The 22,747-nt window shown below is 66.4% G+C and carries 17 protein-coding genes and 1 pseudogene; 11 read left to right on the forward strand and 7 right to left on the reverse strand.

The genetic code is table 11. From position 1 onward, the window contains the following. Window position 1: 1 nt before the first annotated feature. Window positions 2-1,051, forward strand: a complete 1,050-nt coding sequence (gene cydB / locus PSET11_RS15715; protein ID WP_124093269.1) for a cytochrome d ubiquinol oxidase subunit II — start codon at window positions 2-4, stop codon at window positions 1,049-1,051. A 1-nt stretch (window position 1,052) separates the two neighbouring features. Next, entirely contained in the window at window positions 1,053-4,607 is a 3,555-nt protein-coding gene (gene cydD, locus PSET11_RS15720; protein ID WP_124093270.1) for a thiol reductant ABC exporter subunit CydD, read from the forward strand. Here cydD and PSET11_RS15725 read toward each other — a convergent pair. From PSET11_RS15725 to PSET11_RS15735, 3 genes are all read right to left on the reverse strand, one after another. Beyond that, a complete protein-coding gene (locus PSET11_RS15725; RefSeq protein WP_124093271.1) occupies window positions 4,565-6,352 on the reverse strand; it encodes an ABC transporter ATP-binding protein in 1,788 nt (595 codons plus the stop codon). The genes cydD and PSET11_RS15725 overlap by 43 nt on opposite strands. Further along, window positions 6,349-8,115 carry an ABC transporter transmembrane domain-containing protein gene (locus PSET11_RS15730; RefSeq protein ID WP_160118993.1) on the reverse strand — a complete coding sequence of 589 codons (1,767 nt, stop codon included), beginning with the start codon at window positions 8,113-8,115 and terminating at the stop codon, window positions 6,349-6,351. Before PSET11_RS15730 ends, PSET11_RS15725 begins: the two co-directional genes overlap by 4 nt. Before the next feature lie 63 nt (window positions 8,116-8,178). Then, a complete protein-coding gene (locus PSET11_RS15735; protein ID WP_124093273.1) occupies window positions 8,179-8,697 on the reverse strand; it encodes a DinB family protein in 519 nt (172 codons plus the stop codon). 62 nt (window positions 8,698-8,759) lie between these two features. Here PSET11_RS15735 and PSET11_RS15740 point away from each other — a divergent pair, with 62 nt between their 5' ends. Further along, on the forward strand, window positions 8,760-9,593 hold the full coding sequence (locus PSET11_RS15740; protein ID WP_238989190.1) for a GNAT family N-acetyltransferase: 834 nt from the start codon (window positions 8,760-8,762) through the stop codon (window positions 9,591-9,593). Between the two features lie 41 nt (window positions 9,594-9,634). Here the strand turns inward: PSET11_RS15740 and PSET11_RS15745 are convergent, their stop codons facing one another. Continuing rightward, complete coding sequence (locus PSET11_RS15745) at window positions 9,635-12,154, reverse strand: DNA gyrase/topoisomerase IV subunit A (protein WP_124093274.1); 2,520 nt, start codon at window positions 12,152-12,154, stop codon at window positions 9,635-9,637. 75 nt (window positions 12,155-12,229) lie between these two features. Here PSET11_RS15745 and PSET11_RS15750 point away from each other — a divergent pair, with 75 nt between their 5' ends. From PSET11_RS15750 to PSET11_RS15765, 4 genes are read left to right on the forward strand one after another with little or no spacing between them, the layout of a single operon-like run. Next, window positions 12,230-14,914 (forward strand): bifunctional acetate--CoA ligase family protein/GNAT family N-acetyltransferase, encoded by a 2,685-nt coding sequence (locus PSET11_RS15750; protein WP_124093275.1) that lies wholly within the window; start codon window positions 12,230-12,232, stop codon window positions 14,912-14,914. A 41-nt stretch (window positions 14,915-14,955) separates the two neighbouring features. Further along, window positions 14,956-15,699, forward strand: a complete 744-nt coding sequence (locus tag PSET11_RS15755) for a DUF5998 family protein (protein WP_124093276.1) — start codon at window positions 14,956-14,958, stop codon at window positions 15,697-15,699. Then, a complete protein-coding gene (locus PSET11_RS15760) occupies window positions 15,699-16,946 on the forward strand; it encodes an alkaline phosphatase family protein (RefSeq protein ID WP_124093277.1) in 1,248 nt (415 codons plus the stop codon). Before PSET11_RS15755 ends, PSET11_RS15760 begins: the two co-directional genes overlap by 1 nt. Then, the gene (locus PSET11_RS15765; protein WP_124093278.1) at window positions 16,939-17,673 is read left to right on the forward strand and encodes a thymidine kinase; all 735 of its coding nucleotides are present in this window, start codon (window positions 16,939-16,941) and stop codon (window positions 17,671-17,673) included. Before PSET11_RS15760 ends, PSET11_RS15765 begins: the two co-directional genes overlap by 8 nt. A gap of 36 nt (window positions 17,674-17,709) precedes the next feature. Here the strand turns inward: PSET11_RS15765 and sepH are convergent, their stop codons facing one another. Continuing rightward, window positions 17,710-19,023 carry a septation protein SepH gene (sepH, locus tag PSET11_RS15770; protein ID WP_124093279.1) on the reverse strand — a complete coding sequence of 438 codons (1,314 nt, stop codon included), beginning with the start codon at window positions 19,021-19,023 and terminating at the stop codon, window positions 17,710-17,712. A 164-nt stretch (window positions 19,024-19,187) separates the two neighbouring features. Continuing rightward, complete coding sequence (locus PSET11_RS15775; RefSeq protein ID WP_124093280.1) at window positions 19,188-19,676, reverse strand: DUF3093 domain-containing protein; 489 nt, start codon at window positions 19,674-19,676, stop codon at window positions 19,188-19,190. Between the two features lie 112 nt (window positions 19,677-19,788). Between PSET11_RS15775 and dut the strand changes: the two genes are divergently transcribed. The 4 genes from dut (at window position 19,789) to PSET11_RS15795 (ending at window position 22,330) form a co-directional block, all read left to right on the forward strand. Then, complete coding sequence (gene dut / locus PSET11_RS15780) at window positions 19,789-20,295, forward strand: dUTP diphosphatase (RefSeq protein WP_238989192.1); 507 nt, start codon at window positions 19,789-19,791, stop codon at window positions 20,293-20,295. Window positions 20,296-20,390: 95 nt separating this feature from the next. Beyond that, window positions 20,391-21,107, forward strand: a complete 717-nt coding sequence (locus tag PSET11_RS15785) for a DUF3710 domain-containing protein (protein WP_124093282.1) — start codon at window positions 20,391-20,393, stop codon at window positions 21,105-21,107. 6 nt (window positions 21,108-21,113) lie between these two features. Further along, window positions 21,114-21,473 carry a single stranded DNA-binding domain-containing protein gene (locus PSET11_RS15790; RefSeq protein WP_238989193.1) on the forward strand — a complete coding sequence of 120 codons (360 nt, stop codon included), beginning with the start codon at window positions 21,114-21,116 and terminating at the stop codon, window positions 21,471-21,473. Beyond that, window positions 21,470-22,330 carry a DUF3159 domain-containing protein gene (locus PSET11_RS15795; protein ID WP_124093283.1) on the forward strand — a complete coding sequence of 287 codons (861 nt, stop codon included), beginning with the start codon at window positions 21,470-21,472 and terminating at the stop codon, window positions 22,328-22,330. The genes PSET11_RS15790 and PSET11_RS15795 overlap by 4 nt, the downstream gene beginning before the upstream one ends. A 135-nt stretch (window positions 22,331-22,465) precedes the next feature. Here the strand turns inward: PSET11_RS15795 and PSET11_RS15800 are convergent. Further along, window positions 22,466-22,747: pseudogene (locus tag PSET11_RS15800) on the reverse strand (HNH endonuclease); the annotation flags it as partial.

The following is a 22,747-nucleotide window of genomic DNA, read 5'->3' on the forward strand; positions in this document are numbered from 1 at the left end:
CATGGAAATCCTGCCGACTATCTGGTTCATTGCGATCGCCGTGCTCTGGACGGGGTACCTCTTCCTTGAGGGCTTCGACCTGGGCGTCGGCATGCTCATGAAGTTGTTTGCCCGCGATAATACCGAGCGCCGCATTCTCCTGAACACGGTGGGTCCGGTCTGGGACGGTAACGAAGTCTGGCTGTTGACTGCCGCCGGAGCCACGTTCGCCGCCTTCCCGCTGTGGTACGCCTCCCTGTTCTCGGCGCTCTATCTGCCCTTGCTGGTGGTCTTGCTGGCATTGATCTTCCGGGCGGTCGCGTTCGAATATCGCGGCAAGGTGGACTCTGACTCCTGGCGGACCCGTTGGGACTGGGCCATTGCCGTGGGGTCGTTCTTCGCAGCGTTTGGGGTGGGGGCCGCGCTGGCCTTGACCACTACGGGCCTGCCGCTCAACGCGAACGGGGACCGCGAGGGCGGCCCGCTGGCCTGGTTCAGCGGCTACGCCATCCTTGGTGGCTTCGCCGTGGTGGGTTTCGCCCTGGTGCACGCGTTGGCGTTCCTGGCGTTGAAGACCGACGGCGAGATCCGGCACCGGGCGCGCCGGTGGTTCGTCCGGCTCCTCCCCGTCCTGCTCCTACCCATCGCCGGCTGGGCGCTCAGCGTCCAGCTCCTGGATGGCAAGACGTGGACGTGGGTTGCGCTGGCTGTTGCGCTGGTGGCCGCTGGTGCTGCCTGGTACCTGGGGCGACGCGACCTGGAGGGTCGCTCGTTCGCAGCGTTGGGCCTGTTCCTGGCCCTGGGTACGGCGTCTATTTTCGGTGCGGTCTTCCCCGTGGTGCTGCCGTCGACGCTTGATTCGGCATTTGACCTGACTATCTCCAACGCCTCCTCGTCGGACTACACGTTGGGGCTGATGAGTGTTGTTGCCGCAGTAGGGCTGCCGTTGGTGATTGCCTACCAGGCGTGGACCTACTGGGTGTTCCGGCGCCGGGTCAGCGCCGAGCAGATCCCCGAGGCGCACAGTTTCCTGCCGGCGATCGCCGCCAAAGCCTTCCTCAACAAGGGCTGAGATGCGTCCACGTTTTCCCGCCGGCCCAGCCACGCGATTCGCCATCTACTGGCTGGGGTTCCTTGCCGCAGTGAAGGCATTGTCCTTGGTGCTGATCGCCCAGGCTATCGCCACCATGCTTGCAGGCCTGGCCAGCGGGGATTCCGCGTGGGCTGACCAGCTGACCCTTGGCCTGGTGGGCGTGGTGCTGCGGTCGGTCACCGTCTGGGCCCAGGCCGTGGCCGCCCGCCGCGCCGCGCTGGGGATCAAGGAAGAACTGCGCGCCAGTCTCCTGGCGCACGCGCTACGAAACGGTGCGCGGGCCACTGGCCCAGCAGACGGCGGGCTCGCGGTGCTGGCCTCCCGAGGCCTGGACGCGCTGGACAACTACTACACGCAGTTTCTGCCGGCGCTGGTCAACTGCGCCACCATTCCCTTGCTGATCGGCGCCCGGATCCTGTTCGCGGACTGGGTCAGCGCTGTGGTGGTGGTCCTGACGGTGCCGCTGGTACCCCTGTTCATGGTCCTCATCGGCCGGTACACGGAGGACGAGGTCCGGGATGCTCAAGCGTCCCTGACCCGGCTGTCCGCCCACATGCTCGAGCTCGCCAAAGGTCTCCCGGTCCTGGTGGGCCTGGGCCGGGCCACAGCGCAGCGCAAGGCCCTCGAGGAAATCTCGGAGGAATACCGCACCAAGACGATGGGCACGTTGCGGACGGCGTTCCTCTCCTCCCTTGCGCTGGAACTGATCGCCACGATCTCGGTGGCCGTGGTGGCAGTGTTCATTGGCGTACGCCTGGTCCACGGCGAGATGCCTCTGGAGGCGGGCCTGCTGGCACTGATCCTGGCACCTGACTGCTACCTGCCACTGCGCGAACTCGGCACCGCACACCACGCCAGCGACGACGGCCGGGTGGCACTCACCCAGACCACTGATGTGCTGGCCGCACCGGTAGCCACTCCGCTCGCGGTCACTGGCGACGCCCTCGGCCGCCCCGGCGTTTCAGCCGGTGCTCCCTCGAACGACGTCGGCGCCCGGGTCTCCGACGCAACGCGCGCCGGGCTGCCAGCTACGGGAGTCTCCGTTACTCCGCTGACGGTCACGGACCTGGCGGTGACGTACAGCGGGAGGGGCACTCCCGCCGTCGGGCCCTTGTCCTTCACCGCGCCGGCCGGACTGATTACCGCACTGGACGGCCCAAGCGGTGCCGGCAAGAGCACCGTCCTGGGTGTCTTGGCCGGCACGGTCGGAGATGGCGTCGGGACCACCGTACGGGGGAGCCTCACCGGGCTGGATCGGAATGCCATCGCCTGGGTACCGCAGCACCCCGTCCTGGTGGCAGACACCGTGCTGGATGAGGTGCTGCTGTACCTCAGCGTCGCGCCAGGACCGGACCCGGTGGATCTGCACGTGCTCGCCATGCGATGCCTTGACAGGGCAGCGGCAGGCCACCTGGCCGGCAAACACCCGGCGGAGCTCAGCCCTGGCGAGTTGCGTCGCGTTGCCTTGGCCCGCGGCTTCGCGCGGCTCGAAACCGGAGCAACCCTGCTCCTTCTGGACGAGCCCACGGCGCACCTGGACCAAGTGTCTGCCCGCGTGGTTGAGGACGCCGTGGCCGCGCTCCGTGGACGGGTGACTGTCATCTTGGTGGCACACGAGGAACGCACCCGCGCGCTGGCGGACCACCTCGTGGCGGTGGGCAGCGAAGCCACCCCTGTAGCAGCGGCGCCTGCCCACACCGCCGGTGCATCCGTGCAGGGCGCCGCCGCGCCCACTGTGCCGGTGCCACCGGGATCCAACGCTGAAAACCCACGTCAATCCGCAGGGACTGGCCACGGTTCTGCTGCCCACACGGACCCAAGCCCAGAGCCCACCGCTGCCGGCCGCCTGCTGGCTCGGCTCCTGGCTGCAGTCCGTGGCAAGTTCATCGCGGCCGCCGTGGTGGGTACCTTGGCCGCGCTCTTTGCGGTCGCATTGTCCGGCCTGTCCGGCTGGTTGATCATCAGGGCGAGCGAGCAACCGCCCATCCTGTACCTGTTGGGTGCGATCGTTGGCGTGCGCTTCTTCGGGATCGGCCGGGCGGTGCTGCGGTACTGGGAACGCCTCCTGTTGCACGATGCCGTCTTCGCGGCGCTCACCAGCCTCCGCGGCCGGCTGTGGGCGTCGCTGAGCCGGCGGGCCATGTCGCTGCGGCGGCTGCTTCAGGGCGGGAACGTCCTGGGCACCATCGTGGACGACGTCGACACGATCCGCGACCTGCTGCCCCGTGTCGTCCTGCCGCCCGTTACCGCCGTCGCCGTCTTTGCGCTGGCCTTGGTGGCTACCGGGCTGACAGGGCCTGCAGCGATTCCCGCCGTCGTCATCGCGGGGATTGCCAGCCTGGTGGTCGCTCCTGTCGTTGCGCTGTGGGGTGACCGGGCGTCAGCCAGCACCGAACAGCGGTTGCGGGCGGGAGTACTACGGCGAATCTCTGCGGCCCTCGATGCCCGCGCAGAATTACACGTCAACGGCGTGGCGGCACAGGTCCTGGCGGGGCTCCGGGCGGACGATCGCGACGCCACCCGGGCATCGCAGCGTTCCGCGTGGGCCGACGGCCTGGGGCAGGCCATCACTACCGCAAGCTGTTGCGTTGCCGCATTGGCGACCGGCTGGCTGGTGGCGCCGGCAGTCCTTGCTGGCGCACTGGACCCGGCCATCGCGGCTGTGCTGGTCCTCCTGGTGCTCGCGCTGGTGGAACCTTTTTCGGCGATGACGACGGCGGTCCGCCAGTATCCCGCGTTGCGTGCCGTCCTGCGGCGGGTCGGGGAGTCCGGCGCCCTGGACGGCGCAACCACAGACGAACAGTCTGCCGCCGAAACGGGCCTGGTGCCGGTGCCGGCACGTCGCGGCGGTCTGCCGGGTATCCAACTCACGGGTGTTTCGGCTGCCTGGCCCGGAGGTCCCGATGTTTTCGCTGCGGTTGATGCTGTGGCGGAGCCTGGCCGCTGGCTGGCCATCACCGGGCCCTCCGGAGCAGGCAAGTCAACGCTCCTGTCCGTTCTCTTGGGGTTCCTGCCCGTCTCCGCCGGTTCAGTAGCCGCCACCGGCCGGGTCGCCTGGTGCCCACAGGAGGCGCACCTGTTTGATTCCACCATCCGTGGCAACCTGCTCCTGGGCAGGCACGTTCAAACCACCGGCGAGGCGCCCGGCGACTCAGACCTCATGGCCGCCATCGGGTCAGTAGGTCTGAGTGAACTGCTGGCTCGGTTGCCTGAGGGTCTGGCGACGAGGATCGGACCCGGAGGAGCGTTCCTCAGCGGCGGTGAACGCCAGCGACTGGCGGTAGCACGAACCCTGCTCACGGGTACCGAGGTGATCCTGCTGGACGAACCAACGGCGCACCTTGACGCAGATTCTGCAGCCGCCATGCTTGCTGACCTCCGGCAGGGCCTCTCCCACCGGACCGTGGTGTTGGTGACCCACAATCCGGCAGACATCATGCCAACTGACGCGCGGCTGGAGCTGTCAGCGCCTAACCGTGGCGGATTGGCGGACTACGCGGTGGACCCGCTCCAGGCGCTCCACAGCTCCGCATAAGGCCCGCCAGCGTCCACCAGGTCCTGGTGCGGGCCGGACTCGACGATTCTGCCAGCTGCCATGACCACCACCCGGTCAGCGGAGACCGCCTGTGAGAGCCGGTGGGCAATGACGATTCCGGTCCTGCCGGCCAGCACTGCGGTGGCTGCCTGGTCAAGCAATCGAGCGGATCCGGTGCCCGCCTCTGCCGTTGCCTCATCCAGGATGACGATAGGGGCGTCCCGCAGGATCAACCGCGCCAACGCCACCTGCTGGGCCTGCTCGGCGCTGAGTTCGTAGCCGCCGGCGCCCACGCTGGTGTCGAGTCCGTCGGCGAGCTCCTGCACCCAGGCCGCCCCCACCCGCTCCAATGCGGTGAGCAGATCGGCGTCGGACGCATCCGGAGCGGCCAACCGCAGATCCTCAGCCAACGATCCACTGAACACGTGGACATCCTGGCTGACCAGGGTGATCAGCGCGCGCAGCTCTTCCGCAGAGGTGCCTGCCGTGTCGCGCCCAGCCACCCGGATGGTACCGCTGTCCGGCTGCTGCAGGCCCATCAGGAGCTTTGCCACCGACGTTTTGCCGGCGCCTGAGGCGCCAACCAGTGCAACCCGCTCACCATCCTTGACGCTCAAGCTGATACCCCTGACGGCAGGCAGCTGTCCAGGATAGGAAAACGTCAACCTGTCGACGTCGATTGCGGGACCCGGCGGAAGGGTGGCTGGCGGAGGGGTTCCCGCTGCGGCGTCAGTCCTTCGTGACGTCGGCGAAGCTTCTCCCAGCTGGGTGAGGCCAATCATGCGGCTCAACCCGGCGCCAGCCTTCTGCAGCTCATCGAACTCACCCAGGACCAGGCCAATGGGGTCGAAGAGGCGGTAGAAGTACAGGGCTGCCGCGGTGGCGGCTCCCAGCGAGAGACCATCGGTGGTGACCAGCCAGAAGCCTGTCGCCAGGATGGCGGCGAGGCCGATCAGCTCGGCGAGGTTGAGGCGGTTGAAGAAGCGGGTCAGCAGGTTGACGCCGGTGGGGTGCAGTGCAATCGCTTCACGTGAGGCGGTAGCCACCAAATCGGCGTGGGCAGGGCCCTGCTGCAGTGCCATGACGGTGTGGGCGCCGTGCACTGTTTCGAGTACCTGCTCCGTCCGGTTGGCCTCGGCGATCCGGACATCCCGATAGACGGGACCGGTGCGCCGGAGGAACCAGCGCAGGGACACGATCTGCAGCGGAGCGGCCAACAGCGCGGCAATCATGAAACGCCAATCCATGACACCTAGGCCAACAACCGTGACAGCGATGGTGAAGGCGGCGGTGGTGAATGCCGGCAGTACTCCCGAGATGGCCTCGCTGACGGCCTCAACGTCCCCTGAAACCCGGGCCACCACGTCGCCGGTACCAGCCCGTTCAATACGCGCAAGGGACTGCCGGGTGGCGGCGGCGAAAACTTCCTCGCGGAGGCTGACCAAGGCCCCCTCGCAGATCTTGGCCAGCATGACCTGGCCAAGAATGCCCAAGCCGGCACCTGCCAGGCCCGCACCTAGGAGTCCCAGCGCAGCCCACCACAAGAGGGAGGCCTCTGACCCGCCAGCGACCACGTTGACCATGCCCCCTAGGATGGCGGGCACGGCAAGACCGCAGCAGGCCGCCAGCAACAGCACCGCCACCGTGCCGGTCAACAGCATCGGACGGCGTCGAAGGATCTGCCAGAGTCGGGTGCGGGTCTGCGCTGAACTGGCGATAGGAAGAAGCTCGTGCAGTGCGCTCATGCCTGCACCAGCTCGCGGTAGCCGGTCAGGGTGGCCAGGAGCTCGCGGTGCGTGCCGCGGGCCGGGCCCGGACCCACCACATTCGCCACGATCACTTGGTCACAGGTGGCCAGAAGTGCTGGACTGGTGGTGATCAAGATCAGGATCTTGTCCGGGAAACGGCGGAGCCCCTCGGCGATCATCCCCTCCGTGACAGAATCCACGGCTGTAGACGGGTCATGCAGGACAATGATGGGCTGCGGCTGGTGCAGCGCCCGGCCCAGGACCAGCCGCTGCCGCTGCCCGCCGGAGAGTTCAGTTCCACCGTTGGTGAGGTGGGATGCGAGGCCCGCGGGACGGTGATTGAGTACGTCCGAGACGGCCGAGGCCGCTAGTGCCCGGTGTTCGGCGCCAGCCGAGTCGTTGGCCCGGCCCGCCAGGTTGGCTGCGATAGTCCCGGTGAAAAGGGAGGCATCATGCGCTGCGGCAAAGATGCGCGAACGGCCATGACGTGGGTCAACGTCGGCAACGTCGTGGCCGTCCACCGTGATCCAGCCACGCGGTGCAGGATCGTGGAAACCCAGGACCCCCATTAACTGCTTCGCCCTCGCCGAATCGGGAACCACCAGACCCACCACCTCACCCTGCTTGGCGCTAAAAGCTGGCAGATCCAGTCCGTCCGCGGAGGTGCCAGCGAAGGCCAGTTCGGCCCCCACGGTGCCTGCGGTTGCCGCAGCAGCGCTGCCGGCAATCGTCCCGCCCGTCGCCGCGGCGAGGGCCGGCGCTTCCGCGAGGAAGGCGCTCAGTCGCCGGCTCGATCCCCGTTTCTGCGCCAGCTCAACACCAACAAAGCCCAACCGCATCATGGGCCCCTGGACGAATTGCGCCAGTCCCACCACTGCCACAAAATCACCAACTGAAAGTTGGCCGGCCAAGGCCAGTTGGGCGGCGTAGAGCGCAATACCCGCCAGGAACGTCGTGGAAAGCGCAGTTCCCACTCCCAGGTACGCCGCTTTTGACCGGATGGCCCGGAGGGCCGCGGCATAGGACCGCTGGCTGGCCGTCCGGTAGCGTTCGGCGGCGGCGTCCTCGGCACCCAGGCCCTTCAGGACCCGCATCCCCGTCACAAAGTCCGTGGCGAGCGCACCGGCGTGGGCCGCCGTCGCCTGCTCCTCTTCGCTGCGGCGTTCCAGCGGCCGGGACAGGAAATGCATCACGGTCAGCATCAGGGGAGTGGCCACCAGGACAGCGAGCCCCAGCGGCACGGAGATGGCCAGGAGCGCTACCGCCGTTGTCGCCACTGCGGCGGCAGCTCCGACGGACCCGCCGACCAGCCATGCCAGGCCGGCGATCCTGTCCGTATCCGACGAGGTGATGGACATGACCTCGCCCGGAGCTCTCCGGTGCCGCATTCCGCGCGGATCCAGGACCCTGGTGATCGCCAGTTGGCGCAGGTCATGGGAGCCGAAAGAGTAGGCCCGAACGGTCAGCCGCATGCCGATGCGCCACGAGAACGCCAGTACCAGGAAGACACCCGCCAGGATGGCCAGCCACACCCCCAGGGCTGCGCCGTCCGCCGGTGCCAACGCATTGTCGACGACGGCGCCAATCACCACCGGGACCAGGGCCTCGCAGACCTGATGCGCAACAAAGCCGCCTGTCCCCAGGAGGACCAACCAGCCGCGACGGCCGCCGAAAATCGCCAGCCGGGACAGTCGTCCGTCCGTCCACTGCGTGAAGGGGGGATTTTTCGGGCGCTGGGCATCATTTCGGCGTGACGGCATATAGACCATACTAAGGGGAGCCTAAGTTCGTGGTGACCGAGGCGAGCGTGATGCGGCGGGAACCTAGCCGTCCACGTCATGCAGGTGATGGACGACGTCGTGCAAGAAGTACTGCGCCAAGGTCAAGACAGTGAATTCGGAGCCGTTGCTGCGCAGGCCCTTGCGGCCCCATTCGGACTCAGGGACGGCGGCGAAGGCGGCGGCCAGGCCCTCGCCTTCTGCCGTGAGTTCGGCGCCGACGACGGCGGGATCGGCAGCCGCGTAGTCGCTGTCGAGGGCCGTCTGGTCCTGGTCCCAGTTCTGGAAGCGGGCATCGTCCGAGGTCAGCATCAGGGCGAGGCGTTGGTCGAATAGTTCAAAGACGTCGCGGACGTGGCAGGCGTACTCGAGGGCGGACCAGGTGTTCTCGTCGGGTCGATCGGCAGCGTTGGCGCGGCGCAGGACCGCACGCCAGCGGGGCAGCATGCTGTCGATGCTGCTGGGCACGGTGGCAGGGGTGGCGGTGGCGGCGTCGAAATGGCACTCGGGGCAGGGGCGGGAGAGGACCCAGGTCCAGTCCCTGTCTTCGGGCTCGATAGGCATGCGTGCAGTCTATGGGGCGGAGGTGGCTGCGGACGGTACCGTGCCTGCTAGCGTGAACGTCCATGGCCAGTTCACCACTGCAGGATCCGTCACCTCAGCTCACGTTTCAGCAGCTCAGGACCCAGTACCTTGCCGCCTATGATCAGCAGTTGCGACTCGACGCTGAAGTGACGGGGGCCTTGGCCGTCACCAGGATCGGCCCGCTCCTGCTGGCTACGTTCGACGGCGGGCGGGGATTCATCACCTACGCTGACCTCGCGGGGGCGGACCAGGCAGCGATCGCTGCCTGGGTGCAGCAGGCAGACATGTCGTTCCGCGCTGCTCCGGAGGTGACAGCAGTGGAGTGGAAGAGCCGGGCGCATGACGCCGCACCCGGCCTGCACCAGGCCCTGTCTCGCAGTGGCTTCCAGCAAGGGGAGCCGGAATCCATCATGATCGGCGCTGCAGCTGGGCTCGTTGCCGACACCTCCCTGCCGGCTGGCATCACCGTCCGCCGCATCACTGATCCGGCGGAAGTCCGGGCCGTGAGCGCCATGCAAGATACGGTCTTCGGCGAGGCCGTGTCTGTGTCCCGGGCCCAGGACCTGGTGAACAAGCTGCAGCGCGACGACGGCACGCAACTCTGGGCTGCCGAGCACGCCGGGCAATTCGTCAGCGCCGGCAGGCTCGAACCGGTGGCAGGGACCGATTTCGCGGGTATCTGGGGTGGCGCCACGCTGCCGGAGTGGCGGCACCAAGGGATCTACCGGACGCTCACGGCCGAGCGCGCCCGGGCAGCCCTCCAGCTGGGAAAAACCTTGATCCACAGCGATTCCACGGAATTTTCCCGGCCCATCCTTGAACGGGCCGGGCTGCTCAAGGTCTCCAGCACTACTCCCTACACCTGGACCCGTTGAGTCGCCTGGGCCAGCTCGTGGAGACGCCCGCCAGGGAGGGTTTATTCGTCCTCTGACGCAGGCGTTTCCCAGGCCATGGCCGGTCCAATCAGATCCACGGCCTGGGACAGCGGAACGCCGGAGCCATCGCGGCGGCCGTGCTCCTGCGGCAGTGAGCGAGCCACCCCGCCAGCCGAGGACGCTTTCGCCGGTCCGTGGCCAGCCCAGCCGAGCAGCAGGGTGTCTTCGCCCTTGAGGAAGCGGTGCGCCCTGACCCCTGCAGTGGCGCGGCCCTTCGCCGGGTACTCGGCGAAGGCCGTCACCTTGGCGGTCCCGGGCGCGGTGCCCGGTAGGGCGCCCGTGGTGCCGGCAATGGTAACCACGACGGCGGCCTGATCTGCCGGCCGGACCGCACCGAAGAACAGCACCACGTCGTCGTCGGCCAGTTTGATTCCTGCCATCCCGCCTGCGGTGCGGCCCTGCGGCCGGACCACCGCGGCGGCGAACCGCAGCAGCTGTGCCTGCTTCGTCACGAACACGAGTTCGTCGTCGTCCGCGTCAGCTGCCACCACGCCCACCACGGTGTCTTTGTCCTTGAGGGCGATCACTTCCCAGTCCTCCCGGTTCAGCGGATAGTCAGGCTGCACCCGCTTCACCACGCCCTGGACGGTGCCAAGGGCGAGGATCTGGTCCAAGGGCGCGAAGGCCACCAGTGATTCACCCTTCAACAGGGTGATGAAGTCCTTGGAAGGCACACCGCCCGCAAGGTTGGGCAGACCCGACATGGGCGGCAGCACCGGCATGTCCATCACCTGCAGGCGCAACATGCGGCCCTGCGAGGTGATTGCGGCTATTTCACCCCGGGCGGACGTTTTGATGACGGAGGCGAAGACGTCGTGCCGCACACGCGGGCCCGCCTCAGCCATGGGTTCTTGGTTGCTGGTCCGGGCGATCTGGCCCGAAGCGGTGAGGATGGCCCAGCACGGATCGTCGGCGATCTCGAGGGCGAGCGGAGCTGCCTTGCCCTTCCCGGCCGTCGCCGCGGCGAGTTCCGCGGCGACAGTGGGGGAGACAGCTTCTGATTCCAACAACACCGTCCGGCGGGGGGTGCCGTATTTCTGCGCAATTTCGGCCAACTCGTCGGACACCAGGGTGCGGAGCCGAACTTCCGAGGCCAGGATCGCCTCGAGTTCGGCAATTTCGGCCCGCAGCTCGTCCTGTTCCTTTTCCAGTTCGATCCGGGAGTACTTGGTGAGCTGCCGCAGCCGCAGTTCCAGGATGTAATTGGCCTGGATCTCGGACAGATCGTAGATGCTCATCAACCGGGTACGGGCCGCGGCGACCTCATCCGAGGACCTGATGATCTGGATGACCTCGTCGATGTCCACAATGGCGATCAACAGGCCCTCTACCAGGTGCAGGCGGTCCTGTTTCTTGCCCAGCCTGAAAGCGGTCCTGCGGCGCACCACATCGATCCGGTGGTTGACGTATACCGTGAGCAGCGGGACCAGGCCCAGGGTCTGCGGTTGCCCGTCCACCAGGGTGACGTTGTTGATCCCGAAGGAGTCCTCCATCGGGGAATAGCGGTACAGCTGCTGGAGCACGGCGCTGGGGTTGAAGCCGTTCTTGAGCTCAATGACCAGCCGCAGTCCATGCTTACGGTCCGTGAGATCCACAATGTCGCTGATGCCGGTCAGCTTCTTGGCGTTGACGGCATCCTTGATCTTCTCGATGACCTTCTCCGGACCCACCATGTAGGGCAGTTCAGTCACCACCAGGCCGGTGCGGCGGGCAGAAAGCTGCTCCACCTCTACCTTGGCCCGGGTCTTGAACGAGCCGCGGCCCGTGGCGTAGGCGTCGCGAATCCCGGCCAGGCCCACAATCCGGCCGCCGCTGGGGAGGTCGGGACCGGGGACAAAGCGCATCAGATCCTCAAGCGTGGCCTCCGGGTTGGCGATGAGGTGCCTGGCTGCCGCGATCACTTCCACGAGGTTGTGCGGGGCCATGTTGGTGGCCATGCCCACCGCAATGCCGGTGGCGCCGTTGACCAACAGGTTGGGGAACGCCGCCGGCAGGACCTCCGGCTGGGTCAGTTGGTTGTCGTAGTTGGGGACGAAGTCCACCACGTCCTCGTCGAGGTGGTCCGTCAGGGAGAGGGCCGCCGCCGCCAACCTGGCCTCCGTGTACCGCGGGGCTGCCGGGCCGTCGTCGAGCGAGCCGAAGTTGCCGTGCCCATCAATCAACGGCAGGCGCAGCGAAAAGTCCTGGGCCATCCGGACCATCGCGTCGTAGATGGCGGCGTCGCCGTGCGGGTGCAGCTTGCCCATGACTTCGCCCACCACCCGGGCGCTTTTCACGTGACCGCGATCCGGGCGCAGCCCCATGTCACTCATCATGTACAGGATGCGCCGCTGCACAGGCTTCAGCCCGTCCCGGGCGTCAGGCAGGGCCCGCGAATAAATCACCGAGTAGGCGTATTCGAGGAACGAACCTTCCATTTCGGCCGTGACATCAATGTCCACAATGTTTTCCGTGAACGGAGAATCGTCGGCAGCAGGAGTTGAACTTTGGCGGCGGGCCATGGGGCTGGTGAGTCCTTCGGGGTTACATCAACGGCAACTCGGCGAGCTGCGGGGGATTGTGGTTAGGCTAAGCCTATGGTGGATCAGCCCGCAGACAGCGAATATCCAGAACATTGGGAAGCTGATGTTGTCCTGCGCGACGGCGGAACGGCCCACCTGCGGCCCATCCACCCAGCAGACGCTGACGCAGTCCAGGCCTTCCACGTCGGCCAGTCGCAGGCATCCATCTACATGCGCTTCTTCTCCTTCAAGGCCCGGCTGAGCAGCAAGGAACTGAAGCGGTTCACCGAGGTGGACTACACCAACCGCGTCGCCTTCGTCATCACCAGCGGAAGCGAAATCATCGGCATCGGCCGCTACGACCGCCTCGATGATCCAGCCGAGGCGGAGGTCGCCTTCAACATCGCCGACGCGCACCAAGGCAGGGGCATCGGATCCATCCTGCTCGAGCACCTCGCGGCGGCGGCCCACGAAAACGGCATCCTGCGCTTCACCGCCGAAGTCCTGCCGGACAACAGGAAGATGCTCATGGTCTTCGCTGACGCCGGGTATGACGTCAAACGGCATTTCGACGACGGCGTGATCAGCCTCGAGTTCAACGTGGACCCGACGGAGAAATCCAGGGCCGTGATGGAGGCACGCGAGCACCGCGCCGAGGCGAGGAGTGTGCAGGACTTGCTGACGCCGTCGTCCATTGCCGTTATCGGGGCGAGCCGAAAATGGGGCACCGTGGGGCACCAACTGCTCGAACACATTATTGAGGCCGGCTTCCCCGGACCGGTCTTCGGTATCAACCCCGAAGCCCTCGAACTGGCCGGCATGATGTCCTACGGGTCCCTCGCCGACGTTCCCGTCCCGGTTCAGCTGGCCGTGATCGCCGTACCGTATGAGGAGGTCACGGCGGTTCTGGACCAATGCGCGGCTGCCGGGGTCAAGGGGGTGGTGGTCGCCACGGCAGGATTCGCGGACGACGGCGAACGCGGCCTCCAGAGGCAGCGCGACCTGGTGCGCCAGGCCAGGGCAAACGGCATGCGCGTGATCGGCCCCGCATCGCTGGGGATCGTGAACACCCACCCCGACGTTGCCTTGAACGCCTCCATGGCCCCCACCTTGGCGGTCCGCGGCGGACTGGGCCTTTTCAGCCAATCGGCAGCGATCGGCGTTGCCCTGTACGCGGCCGCCAGCCGCCGCCGACTTGGCCTGTCGACGTTCCTCTCCGCGGGCAACCGTGCCGACGTCTCCGGCAACGACATGATGCAGTACTGGGAAGACGACGCCGATACGGCCGCTGTGGGGCTCTATCTCGAATCGATCGGCAACCCCCGCAAGTTCTCCCGGCTAGCCAGGCGGCTGGCCCTCACCAAACCGGTCATCGTGGCCAAATCCGACGCCATGGGTTTGCGCCTGCCGCCAGGCCACGCCGTACGGACCACACAGGCGCCCACCGGCGCGCTCGACGCCATGCTGAAGCAAGCAGGCGTTATCCGGGTGGAGACCATCGAAGAACTGGTGGACGTGGCGCAGGTGGTGTCCGGGCAGCCAGCCCCGGCAGGTCCCGGCCTGGTCATCCTCAGCAACTCCTTGGCCCTGGGTAAAGTGGTGGCCGACAGCGCTGAAAGCCACGGCCTCACCGTGCCCGGTACCGTCCTGAACTTGGATCTCGACGCCGGAAAGTCAGTTGCGCTGCCCATGCTGCGAGAGCGCTTGTTGGCGGCGCTCGCGGATGCCGATGTGCACGCTGCGGTGGCTGCACTGCTGCCGGCGCGGGGACTGACGGTGGAAAGCATCGCACGGGTCCTGGCCGAATGCTCCATCGCGGCGGGCAAACCGGTTGTCGCGGTGTTCACCGGGATTCTGGATGCCTCCATTTACGTGGAGGGCAGGGTGGGGGACGCCGAACTCGCCATCCCGTGCTTCTCCAATCCGGGGGCCGCGGTGGCCGCGCTCGCAGCCGTGGTCCGATATTCCGGCTGGGTGGGACGGGACCACGGTCATTTCATGGAACCGGCCGGGTGTGATCCCCGCACTGCCAGTGCCGAAATCGAGGTGCTGTTGCGCGACGTTCCCGGCGCCCAACTCAAGGAGTTGGACCAGGCCGCCGTCGCGTCGTTGCTGGGCCACTACGGCATCAGCGTTCTGCCATCGGTTGGCTTTGAATCGACGGAAGAGGCAGTCGAAGCCGCCGACGCGCTGGGCTGGCCCGTAGCGCTCAAGACCACCAACCCAACGCTGCGGCACCGGCTGGACCTGGGCGGGGTGCGGTTGGACATCCCGGATGCGGAGTCACTGCGCCAAAACGTCAGCCAGATGCGGCGATCGTTGGCCTCCTATGGCGACGCTGGCCTCGAGGTGCAGAGCATGGCCGCGGTGGGACAGGCCTGCACCTTCCGCGCTATCGAGGACCCCATGCTGGGACCCGTTATTTCGTTTGGGCTGGCTGGGGACGCCGTCAACCTCCTGGACGACTGGGCGCATCGGGTCCCGCCGTTGACGGACGTTGACGTCAAGGAGTTCATCAGGGCACCCCGCGCTGCCCCCAAACTCTTCGGCTACCAGGGGCTGCCGGCCGTAGACGCTGCCGCGCTGGAGGATCTGGCGGCGCGCCTGGCCTGGCTGAAGGACAATCACCCGGAAATCGCGCTCATCGAGTTCAATCCGGTGCAGTGCGGAGCCGCTGGGGCCAGCATCCTCGCAGCCAACGTGTGGATCGGCAACGCCGCCCGGCGGACAGACAGTGCACGGCGTGCCATGCTCGGCTAGGCCGGTTAGCAAGTGACCGGCCGATCTGTGAAAATAGTCCAATGAGCTTTCAGCCTCCCGCTTCGGCGCCAGAAACGCCCGGCAACGAATCCAAGGCAGTACGCCAGCACGGCTCGCACAGCCACGGTCCAGCAGGCCAGAGCCTGGAAACCGCCCTGCAGAAGGCAGGCTTCTACCCCCGCCTCGTGGCGGACGTGGTGGATGATGCCCTGGACGGCCGCGATTGCGTAGCCCACCTGGTGCACCTCGAAACTCACTTTGATCGGGCCGAAGTGCGCCGCCACATCACTGTCCTGGTACTGACCGCCGACATGCTGGTGATCACCCACGTTGACGACCAGCAGCTCGACGAGACGGGCGAGCAGATCGTGGCGCAGGTATCCACGGAATCCGTGCCCGTGGCGCAGATCCGCTCCGTGGTCCTCAGCTACATGTACGCCCAACCGCAGGACTACAAGCCCTCAGACCCGGTCCGCGAACTGACGCTCGCCATCGCCTGGTCTGGTGGCCAACGCCTCGACATGGGACCGGCAAGTTGCGGGGACCCCCAGTGCGAAGCCGATCACGGCTTCACCGGGACCATCGCCCAGGAAGACATTGTGTTGCGCATCAGCGCCGAAGCTGACGGCCCCCAGGCGGTGCAGGAGGCGAAGCTTTTTGCGCGTGCCCTGCGTGCGGTCAACACCGGATCCACAGGCCAGGCTCCGCACATTCAGTCACTGCCGCCACGTCCGCGGGCAGGCGTGTTTGGCAACCGTCTCAGCCGCGGCCACCAACAGCGCTGATGACATCCGAGCCGCACGCTGTTCCCTTGACCACTGACTCTTCTGCTGGCACTGCAGCTGCTGGCATTGTAGCGTCCGACCTTCCCGTGCCTCCTGCGTACGGCAGCCGCTCCCTCGCTGAACTTTTGACGAGCGCCGCGGCGAGTGTCGGCGTCGGCGGCTTCACCAATACGCTGGGCCTGCCTACTGCGCCCCGCGTATGCGTGGTGCTTGCTGACGGGCTGGGCCGTAGCCTGCTGAAGCAGAAATCGGCGCACACTCCGTTCCTGCGGTCGATCATCCAGGCTGGCCAGGGCGAGATTCCGGTCTGGCTCGACTCGACGTTCCCCTCCACCACTGCCGCCGCGTTGGCGAGTTTTGGCACCGGGCTGCCTGCTGGCCAGCACGGAATGGTGGGTTACGACGTCTTGGACCCGGAGCAGGACAAAGTGGTCAACCTCCTGGGAAACTGGGACGCCGGGGTCAACCCCAAGGCGTGGCAGCCATTCCCCACAGTGTTGGAACGGGCGGCCGCCGAGGTTGACGTGATCACCGTCAGCCTGCCGCAGTTCGCCGATTCGCCCATGACCCGGGCTGCGCTCCGGGGCGGCCGCTTCGTCTCGGCCGTCACCCCGCACGCAAGGACCGCGGCCGCTGCAGAGGCCATGGCGAAGTCCAGCCGTTCCCTCATGTACTACTACCTCAACGAGTTGGACAAGGCCGGGCACCGGCACGGCTGCCAATCTGCGCAGTGGGAGCACCAGCTTGAGGAGTTGGACGCCACCATGAAGCGCCTCAACGCGTCCCTGCCGGCAGGCACCACCATTGTGCTCACCGGGGATCACGGCATGGTGGACGTCCCGGAAAGCCAACGGATCGACTTTTCGCAGTTCCCCGAGCTGGTTGCGGGGGTACAGCACACGGCCGGCGAACCGCGCATGGTGCACCTCTACCTCGACCCTGACGGTGACCGGGCTGCCGGCCAGGAACGCCTCATCGCGGCCTGGCGGGCACGGTTTGGCACCAAAATCTGGGCCTTCACCCGCGAGGAAGGGATCGGTGCCGGCCTGTTTGGTGCCACGCGGGCCGCCGTCGAGGGCCGGATCGGCGACGTCATGATCGCTGTCCGCGATTCCCTGGCGCTCTACGACCTGCGCCGGGTCCGTGCAGCCGCCATGGAAGTGGTGGGCCAACACGGGTCCCTCACCAAAGCGGAACGCGAAGTGCCGCTGCTCTGCTTCACCGCCACCGGCGGCCGCCGTGGCTGAGTTGGTGTTTTTCTCGGGAACCATGGACTGCGGCAAGTCGACACTAGCGCTGCAGATGGACCACAACCACAGGGCCCGGGGTCGCGGGGGAGTGCGCTTCAGCCGCAATGACCGGGCCGGCGCCTCAAAGATTTCAAGCCGGCTGGGACTCGAAACCGATGCTGTCGAGGTGGTGGACGCCACCGACTTCTGGGACGAAGTCATGCATCGACGGACGCAGGGGCAACACGTGGACTACCTCATCTGCGACGAAGCACAGTTCTATACACCGCTGCAAGTGGAACAGCTTGCCAAAGTGGTGGACGAGATCGGCGTGGACGTCTTCGCTTTTGGCATCTCGGCCGACTTCCGCACCAAGCTCTTCCCGGGCTCGCAGCGCCTCATCGAACTGGCCGACCGGGTGCAGCTCCTCCAAGTCGAAGCGCTCTGTTGGTGCGGCCAACGGGCCACGCACAACGCACGGACCGTTGACGGTGTCATGGTCACCGAGGGTGCGCAGGTGCTGGTGGGGGACGTCGACATGGCAGGTTCTGCTTCCCTGGCCCCCACTCCTGCGGTGCTCGGGACTGCGGCCGAAGCCGCCGTTGGGTACGAAACGTTGTGCAGGCGACACTACATGCGCAGGGTCACTGCCCACGGCGCCAACCTCATGGCAGAACAAGACCAGCTGCTGCCGTTCGACGTGGATGCTTGCCTCTGGCGCGGCGCGTCAGGCTCCAGCCACTAGTTCACACTTCCCCAGGCGACCTGTGCGCCAGGCCAGTTAGTCGCCGCGGGTGCCGAAGACAATGTCGTCCCAGGAGGGGACGCTGGAGCGCTTGGGCCGGGCAGGCTGGCGTTCTGGAACGTCAGCTTCACCGGAGGTCTCTTCATCATTCCGGGGCTGTGGGCGGCGTGAGTTGCCGCCCAGAAGTTCGTTCAGACCTGCCGTGCCAGAGGAGCCCGTGCGGGGAACCGATGGTGAGGCTGAGTCGCCATCCGCCTTTCGCGGGGACGCCACAATGGTGATCTCGCGCGTTTCGGTGCTGACGCCGTCGTGCAGTCTCAGTGCATCGTCTTCGGAGTCACGGTGCGGCGGGATCAGGCTGAGGCGTGACAGCATTGACGGGCGGGCCGAACTGCGCCGGGCTGGAGACTCCTCGTGTGCGGCCGGAACCTCGGCTGGCGTCTCAGCGTCAGGAGTTTCTTCCGTTTCCGCTGTCACTTCCGACGGCCTCGGGTGGGCGGCAGGAACGCCATGGGTCAACAGGAGAGCCAGTGCATCGTCAGACTGCTCGTCGACGCCAAGGCGTTGTCCGCGCCGTGAGCGGAGCATGTCCAGGATGCCTTCGGGGTCAGTTGCCGAGCCGTGGCCGGGTGCGCTGAGGGCGACAAGGTTGGCGGCTTCGCCGTCACCGTCTGCCTCAACGTCGAAAGGCTTGTCTGAGACGGCCGACAGGCGGCGCGCGGGGAGCGGGCCGTCCAGAGGTTCAAGTTCGCTGAGCTGTTGGGCCCAGCGATTGGCGTTCTGCAGCGACTTCCGGGCAGGGCTGAAGGTCCACAGCGCGGGCGGGGCTTCGCCGATCCCAGTAGTAGTCGAGGTGCCGGTTTCGAACTCGGCAGAGACCGTCCAGGAGCCGTCGGAGTTCCGCCACGAGTCCCATTCAACGTCTGCGGCGTCGATCTGGTGGGCAGAGAGTCGGTGGGCCACCATATCGGCCAACGTGGCGGGGCTGTCGCCAAACGCCGAACGATAGACATCGTGCCCAGGCGCGGGGGCGGCAACCTCAACCTTGCGGGCCTGCTGGGCCACATAATCCCGCTCTGCAAGGACAGGGCCCTCGTAGCGCTGGACCTTGGCCAGCGGCAAGCCAGCAATCGCCGCAACATCTGCGGCGGTGGCACCAGCCCGAATCCGCGCCTGGATATCCCGCGGTGACATTGGCACTGAAGGTTTCTCGGCGCGCGGTTTAGCGGCACTCCTGCTCGCCGTCCGTAGCGCCTCATCGATCGGCAGCTGGAACATCTCGCCGCCGGCCCCGCTCAACAGGAGGTGAGTCCCGTCGTCGTGTAGGCCTACAAGCCGTAGATCCTGCATACAAATCCTCCACCTTGACATGACTATCAAGCGAAACTCTGCCATCCGTAGGCCTGGAATTGGCTCAAGAGGCAGGGCGCGCCGCAATTTTCCGCCGTATCACCCGGTTTACCCTCATCGCTGGGTCGGGTTACTCGGCGTGCGGTGTCAGGCCAGGAAGTCCATCAGTCCCGGGAAAGGGCCTTGACGAGTTCCTCCGGGCGGCGACTGGAAGTCAACCAGTACGGCGTGCGATCGGCGGGATCGGTGATTTCGATCTTGACCACCGGATCAATCCAGCCGCGGAAGCAGAGGAACGCCAAACCATTCAGTCGCGTACCGCGTTCGGCGGTCGCTTCACCCTTGCGGAATGATTCAACGCTGCCCACGAATCGCCGCTCAATGGTGGCCCGTCCCACCGAAACGGTGCTCTCCGTGACCACAATGGCCGGTGTCGAAAGGATGAGGAGCGCAGCGATGATGACAAACAGCACGGCTGCTGCGGTGATGCCCGCGGCGGCGCTGATGGGCGCAAACACCAAAATTCCCGCTCCTGCAATGCCCGCTCCAATGATCCAGATCCACGCGTTGGGCCAGAGCTTTTCCCGATACAGCTCGGACGCTCCTTGGGACGGGGTGGTGGAGTCGGAAGAAGGCGCAGTCGATTCGGGCATGACCCTAGCTTTCCACCTTTGCCTGGTGATTTCACATTGGCCCGGGCAGCGTGCGTCGCCGGCCGGCGGCTGGCCTAGGTCCGGCATAGCGGCCGGGTTAGAGTGGCTTACTGTGACTGATCAACCCACTGCTGCCGCCCACCTCGCCGAGCAATCCGCTGCACCCACACTCGAGGTGCAATTGCAGATGCTGGATCCGGAGCTGGAGCCGCCCTCGTACGCACATCCGGGTGACGCCGGCGCCGACCTTCGCGCCCGCGAGGATGTCAGCCTGGCCCCGGGCGAGCGCAAGCTGGTCCCCACGGGTGTTGCCATCGCGCTGCCGCACGGATTTGTGGCGCTGATCCATCCACGGTCCGGGCTCGCCACCAAGCATGGACTGACCATCGTGAATGCGCCCGGAACCGTTGATGCGGGATACCGCGGGGAGATTTCCGTGACGCTCCTCAACACCGATGCCAACCAAACGATCGAACTCAAACGCGGCGATAGAATTGCCCAGATGGTCATCCAGCGCGTTGAGTACGCGACGTTTGTTGCCGTCACCGAATTGACCGGATCCGCCCGAGGTACCGGCGGCTTTGGTTCCACGGGCGGGTTCGGCGGTCCAAGCGCCTGATTCAGCGTCAACGCGGGTTGTCACGGGGGCAACGTACAACGACGACGGGACCGCCCACGGGCCGGGACCGGAAATTCACTACTAAGGAGAATCCCATGGTCTTTGGGCGCGGCAAGAAAGCCAAACAGGAACATGCAGTGGAACCAGACGATTCGCTGACGCCAGCGGAAGCGACGGACGACGACGGCGACCTCGCCGGACGCCGTGACAACGGCCCCTTCGACGTCTCCGAGATCGACAGCCAGGACGGTTACGTTGACATGGGCGCGTTGCTGATCACGCCCAGTGAGGGACTCCAGCTGCGTCTCGAGGTCGAGGAAGCCACCCAACGCGTCGTGGCCGTCACCTTGGACCTCAACGGCTCGAGCCTGCAGCTCCAGGCCTTCGCTGCACCAAAAACCGAGGAGCTGTGGGACGAAATCCGTACACAGATCGGTCAGTCGGTGGGCTCGCAAGGTGGCCAGGTCGAAGAAATCGAAGGTACTTTCGGCACGGAACTTGTGGCAAAGCTTCCTGCTGGCATGCCTGATGGCAGCCAGGGTTACCGCGCGGCCCGATTCATCGGCGTCGACGGTCCCCGCTGGTTCCTTCGCGGCGTCTTCGGTGGTGCCGCAGCGCTGGAACGCGACGCAGCCGAGCCGCTGGAAACGTTGTTCCGCCAGGTTGTTGTCATCCGCGGCGACGTCCCCATGCCGCCGCGTGATCTGTTGCAGCTTCGGCTCCCGAAGGATGCCGCCAGCTCACCGTTGCCTGCCGGGGCGCCCACCCTGCAGGAACCCGAGCGCGGTCCTGAAACCACGCAGATCGGCTGATACCCAGTGTCTGAGGTGGAGCACGCCGGTGTTCCGGGGCTTGGCGCCGCGCTCCCGTTGAGCGAACTGCCGGACAAAGGCAGGGTCCTTTGTCAGGGACGCATCGAGTCGGTCACCTTCGTGCCCGCCAACCAGACCGCCATGTTTGCGGCGATCCTTTCGGACGCCGAATCTGCGCGGCCGGGCTCTGTCATCAAGGTAGGACAGCGCTCCCGGCTTCGCGTTGTCTGGCTGGGCCGGCGCCGGGTGCCTGGCATTGAAGCCGGAACTGAGCTCCGCCTGGAGGGCATGCTCTCCCGAAGTCACGGCCTGCCCACCATTTTCAACCCACGCTACGAAATTCTTTCGCATCAGGAGCACGAATGACCGCGCCCCAGCAGGACCCCACCCAGGCAGCCGATTCCACCGGCGGCGCAAACCAGCGCCCAGCCCAGGGCTTCACGCCCGACGCCGGACCCAGCCACGCCAGTGAACGTGACACCAGCGCAGACGCTCCGGCAAGCACGCAAGCCCAGGCCAGCACGCAGGGCCAGGTCAGTGCTACGGCGTTGGCCGCCGAGTATGCGGCCAAGGCTGGGCTGCATCGGACGCACACCGGCCAGGTTGACGTCCTCCGCAGTGCCGGGGGAGTCCAGGGCATTGCCGAGAGCATCGCGCCGGGACTGGTGTTCCTGATTGCCTTCACCATCACCACGGACCTCACCCCGTCGCTGATCGCAGCATTGGCCGTCTCTGCGGTGTTCACGGTGGTTCGCCTGATTCAACGCAAGCCGCTGACCCAGGCGTTGGCCGGCGTCGTGGGCGTGGGTATTTCAGCGTGGCTGGCCAACTCCACCGGCAAGGCTGAGGACTTCTACCTGCCGGGCCTGATCACCAACGCTGCCTACGTGGTGGGCATGGTGATTTCGATCGTCATCAAGTGGCCCATCGCGGGTCTACTCTTCGGGTTCATCCGCAATGAGGGCCTGGATTGGCGCAAGGATGACGCGCGGGTGCGGGCCTATCGCCTGGGTACGTGGATCATCGTCTCGGTGCTGGTCCTGCGCCTCCTGGTCCAGGTGCCGCTCTACCTCATGGGCCCGGACGGACTCGCCGCCCTGGCCACCACCCGCCTGATCATGGGTGCGCCGCTCTACATTCTGGGCGTCTGGATTGCCTGGCTGGTCACCAGGCCAGCACCCGCGACGCCTGAGAGCCCGGACGCTCACAGCCCGAAGAGCTAAGTCACTCGAGGCTGACGCTTCGAAAGGCTGAAGTCGGGGGGGCAGCCGAAGTTCGGGACAGCTGAGGTCTCGGAGATGTAAGGCGACGGACCTGCTACTCCTCTGGCAACGGCACCTCATCGCCAGCCGCTTGGGTCATAGCGGCGTCGGGGTGCCCGGTCCTGGCGTTGGGCTGCTTCGTGTTTGAGCTGCGCCCGGGGGTGGGGGTGCTGTGGAGGTGTAGGTGTGTCCGGTGGGTGTGGTGATGTGGAGTTGATGCCTGACGGGGTCGTTGGTGCTAGTCCAGGTGGGGTTGGTGCCGGGTTCGCTGGTGCCGGGGTTGGTGGTGGTTTTCCAGCCGGGTTGTTCTTTGGTGTAGTTGCAGGCTTCGCAGAGTCCTGCGGTGTTGGTGGCGGTGGTGGTCCCGCCGAGGTGCCA

The sequence above is a fragment of the Arthrobacter ulcerisalmonis genome, from assembly GCF_900609065.1.
GTDB classification, from domain to species: Bacteria; Actinomycetota; Actinomycetes; order Actinomycetales; family Micrococcaceae; genus Arthrobacter; species Arthrobacter ulcerisalmonis.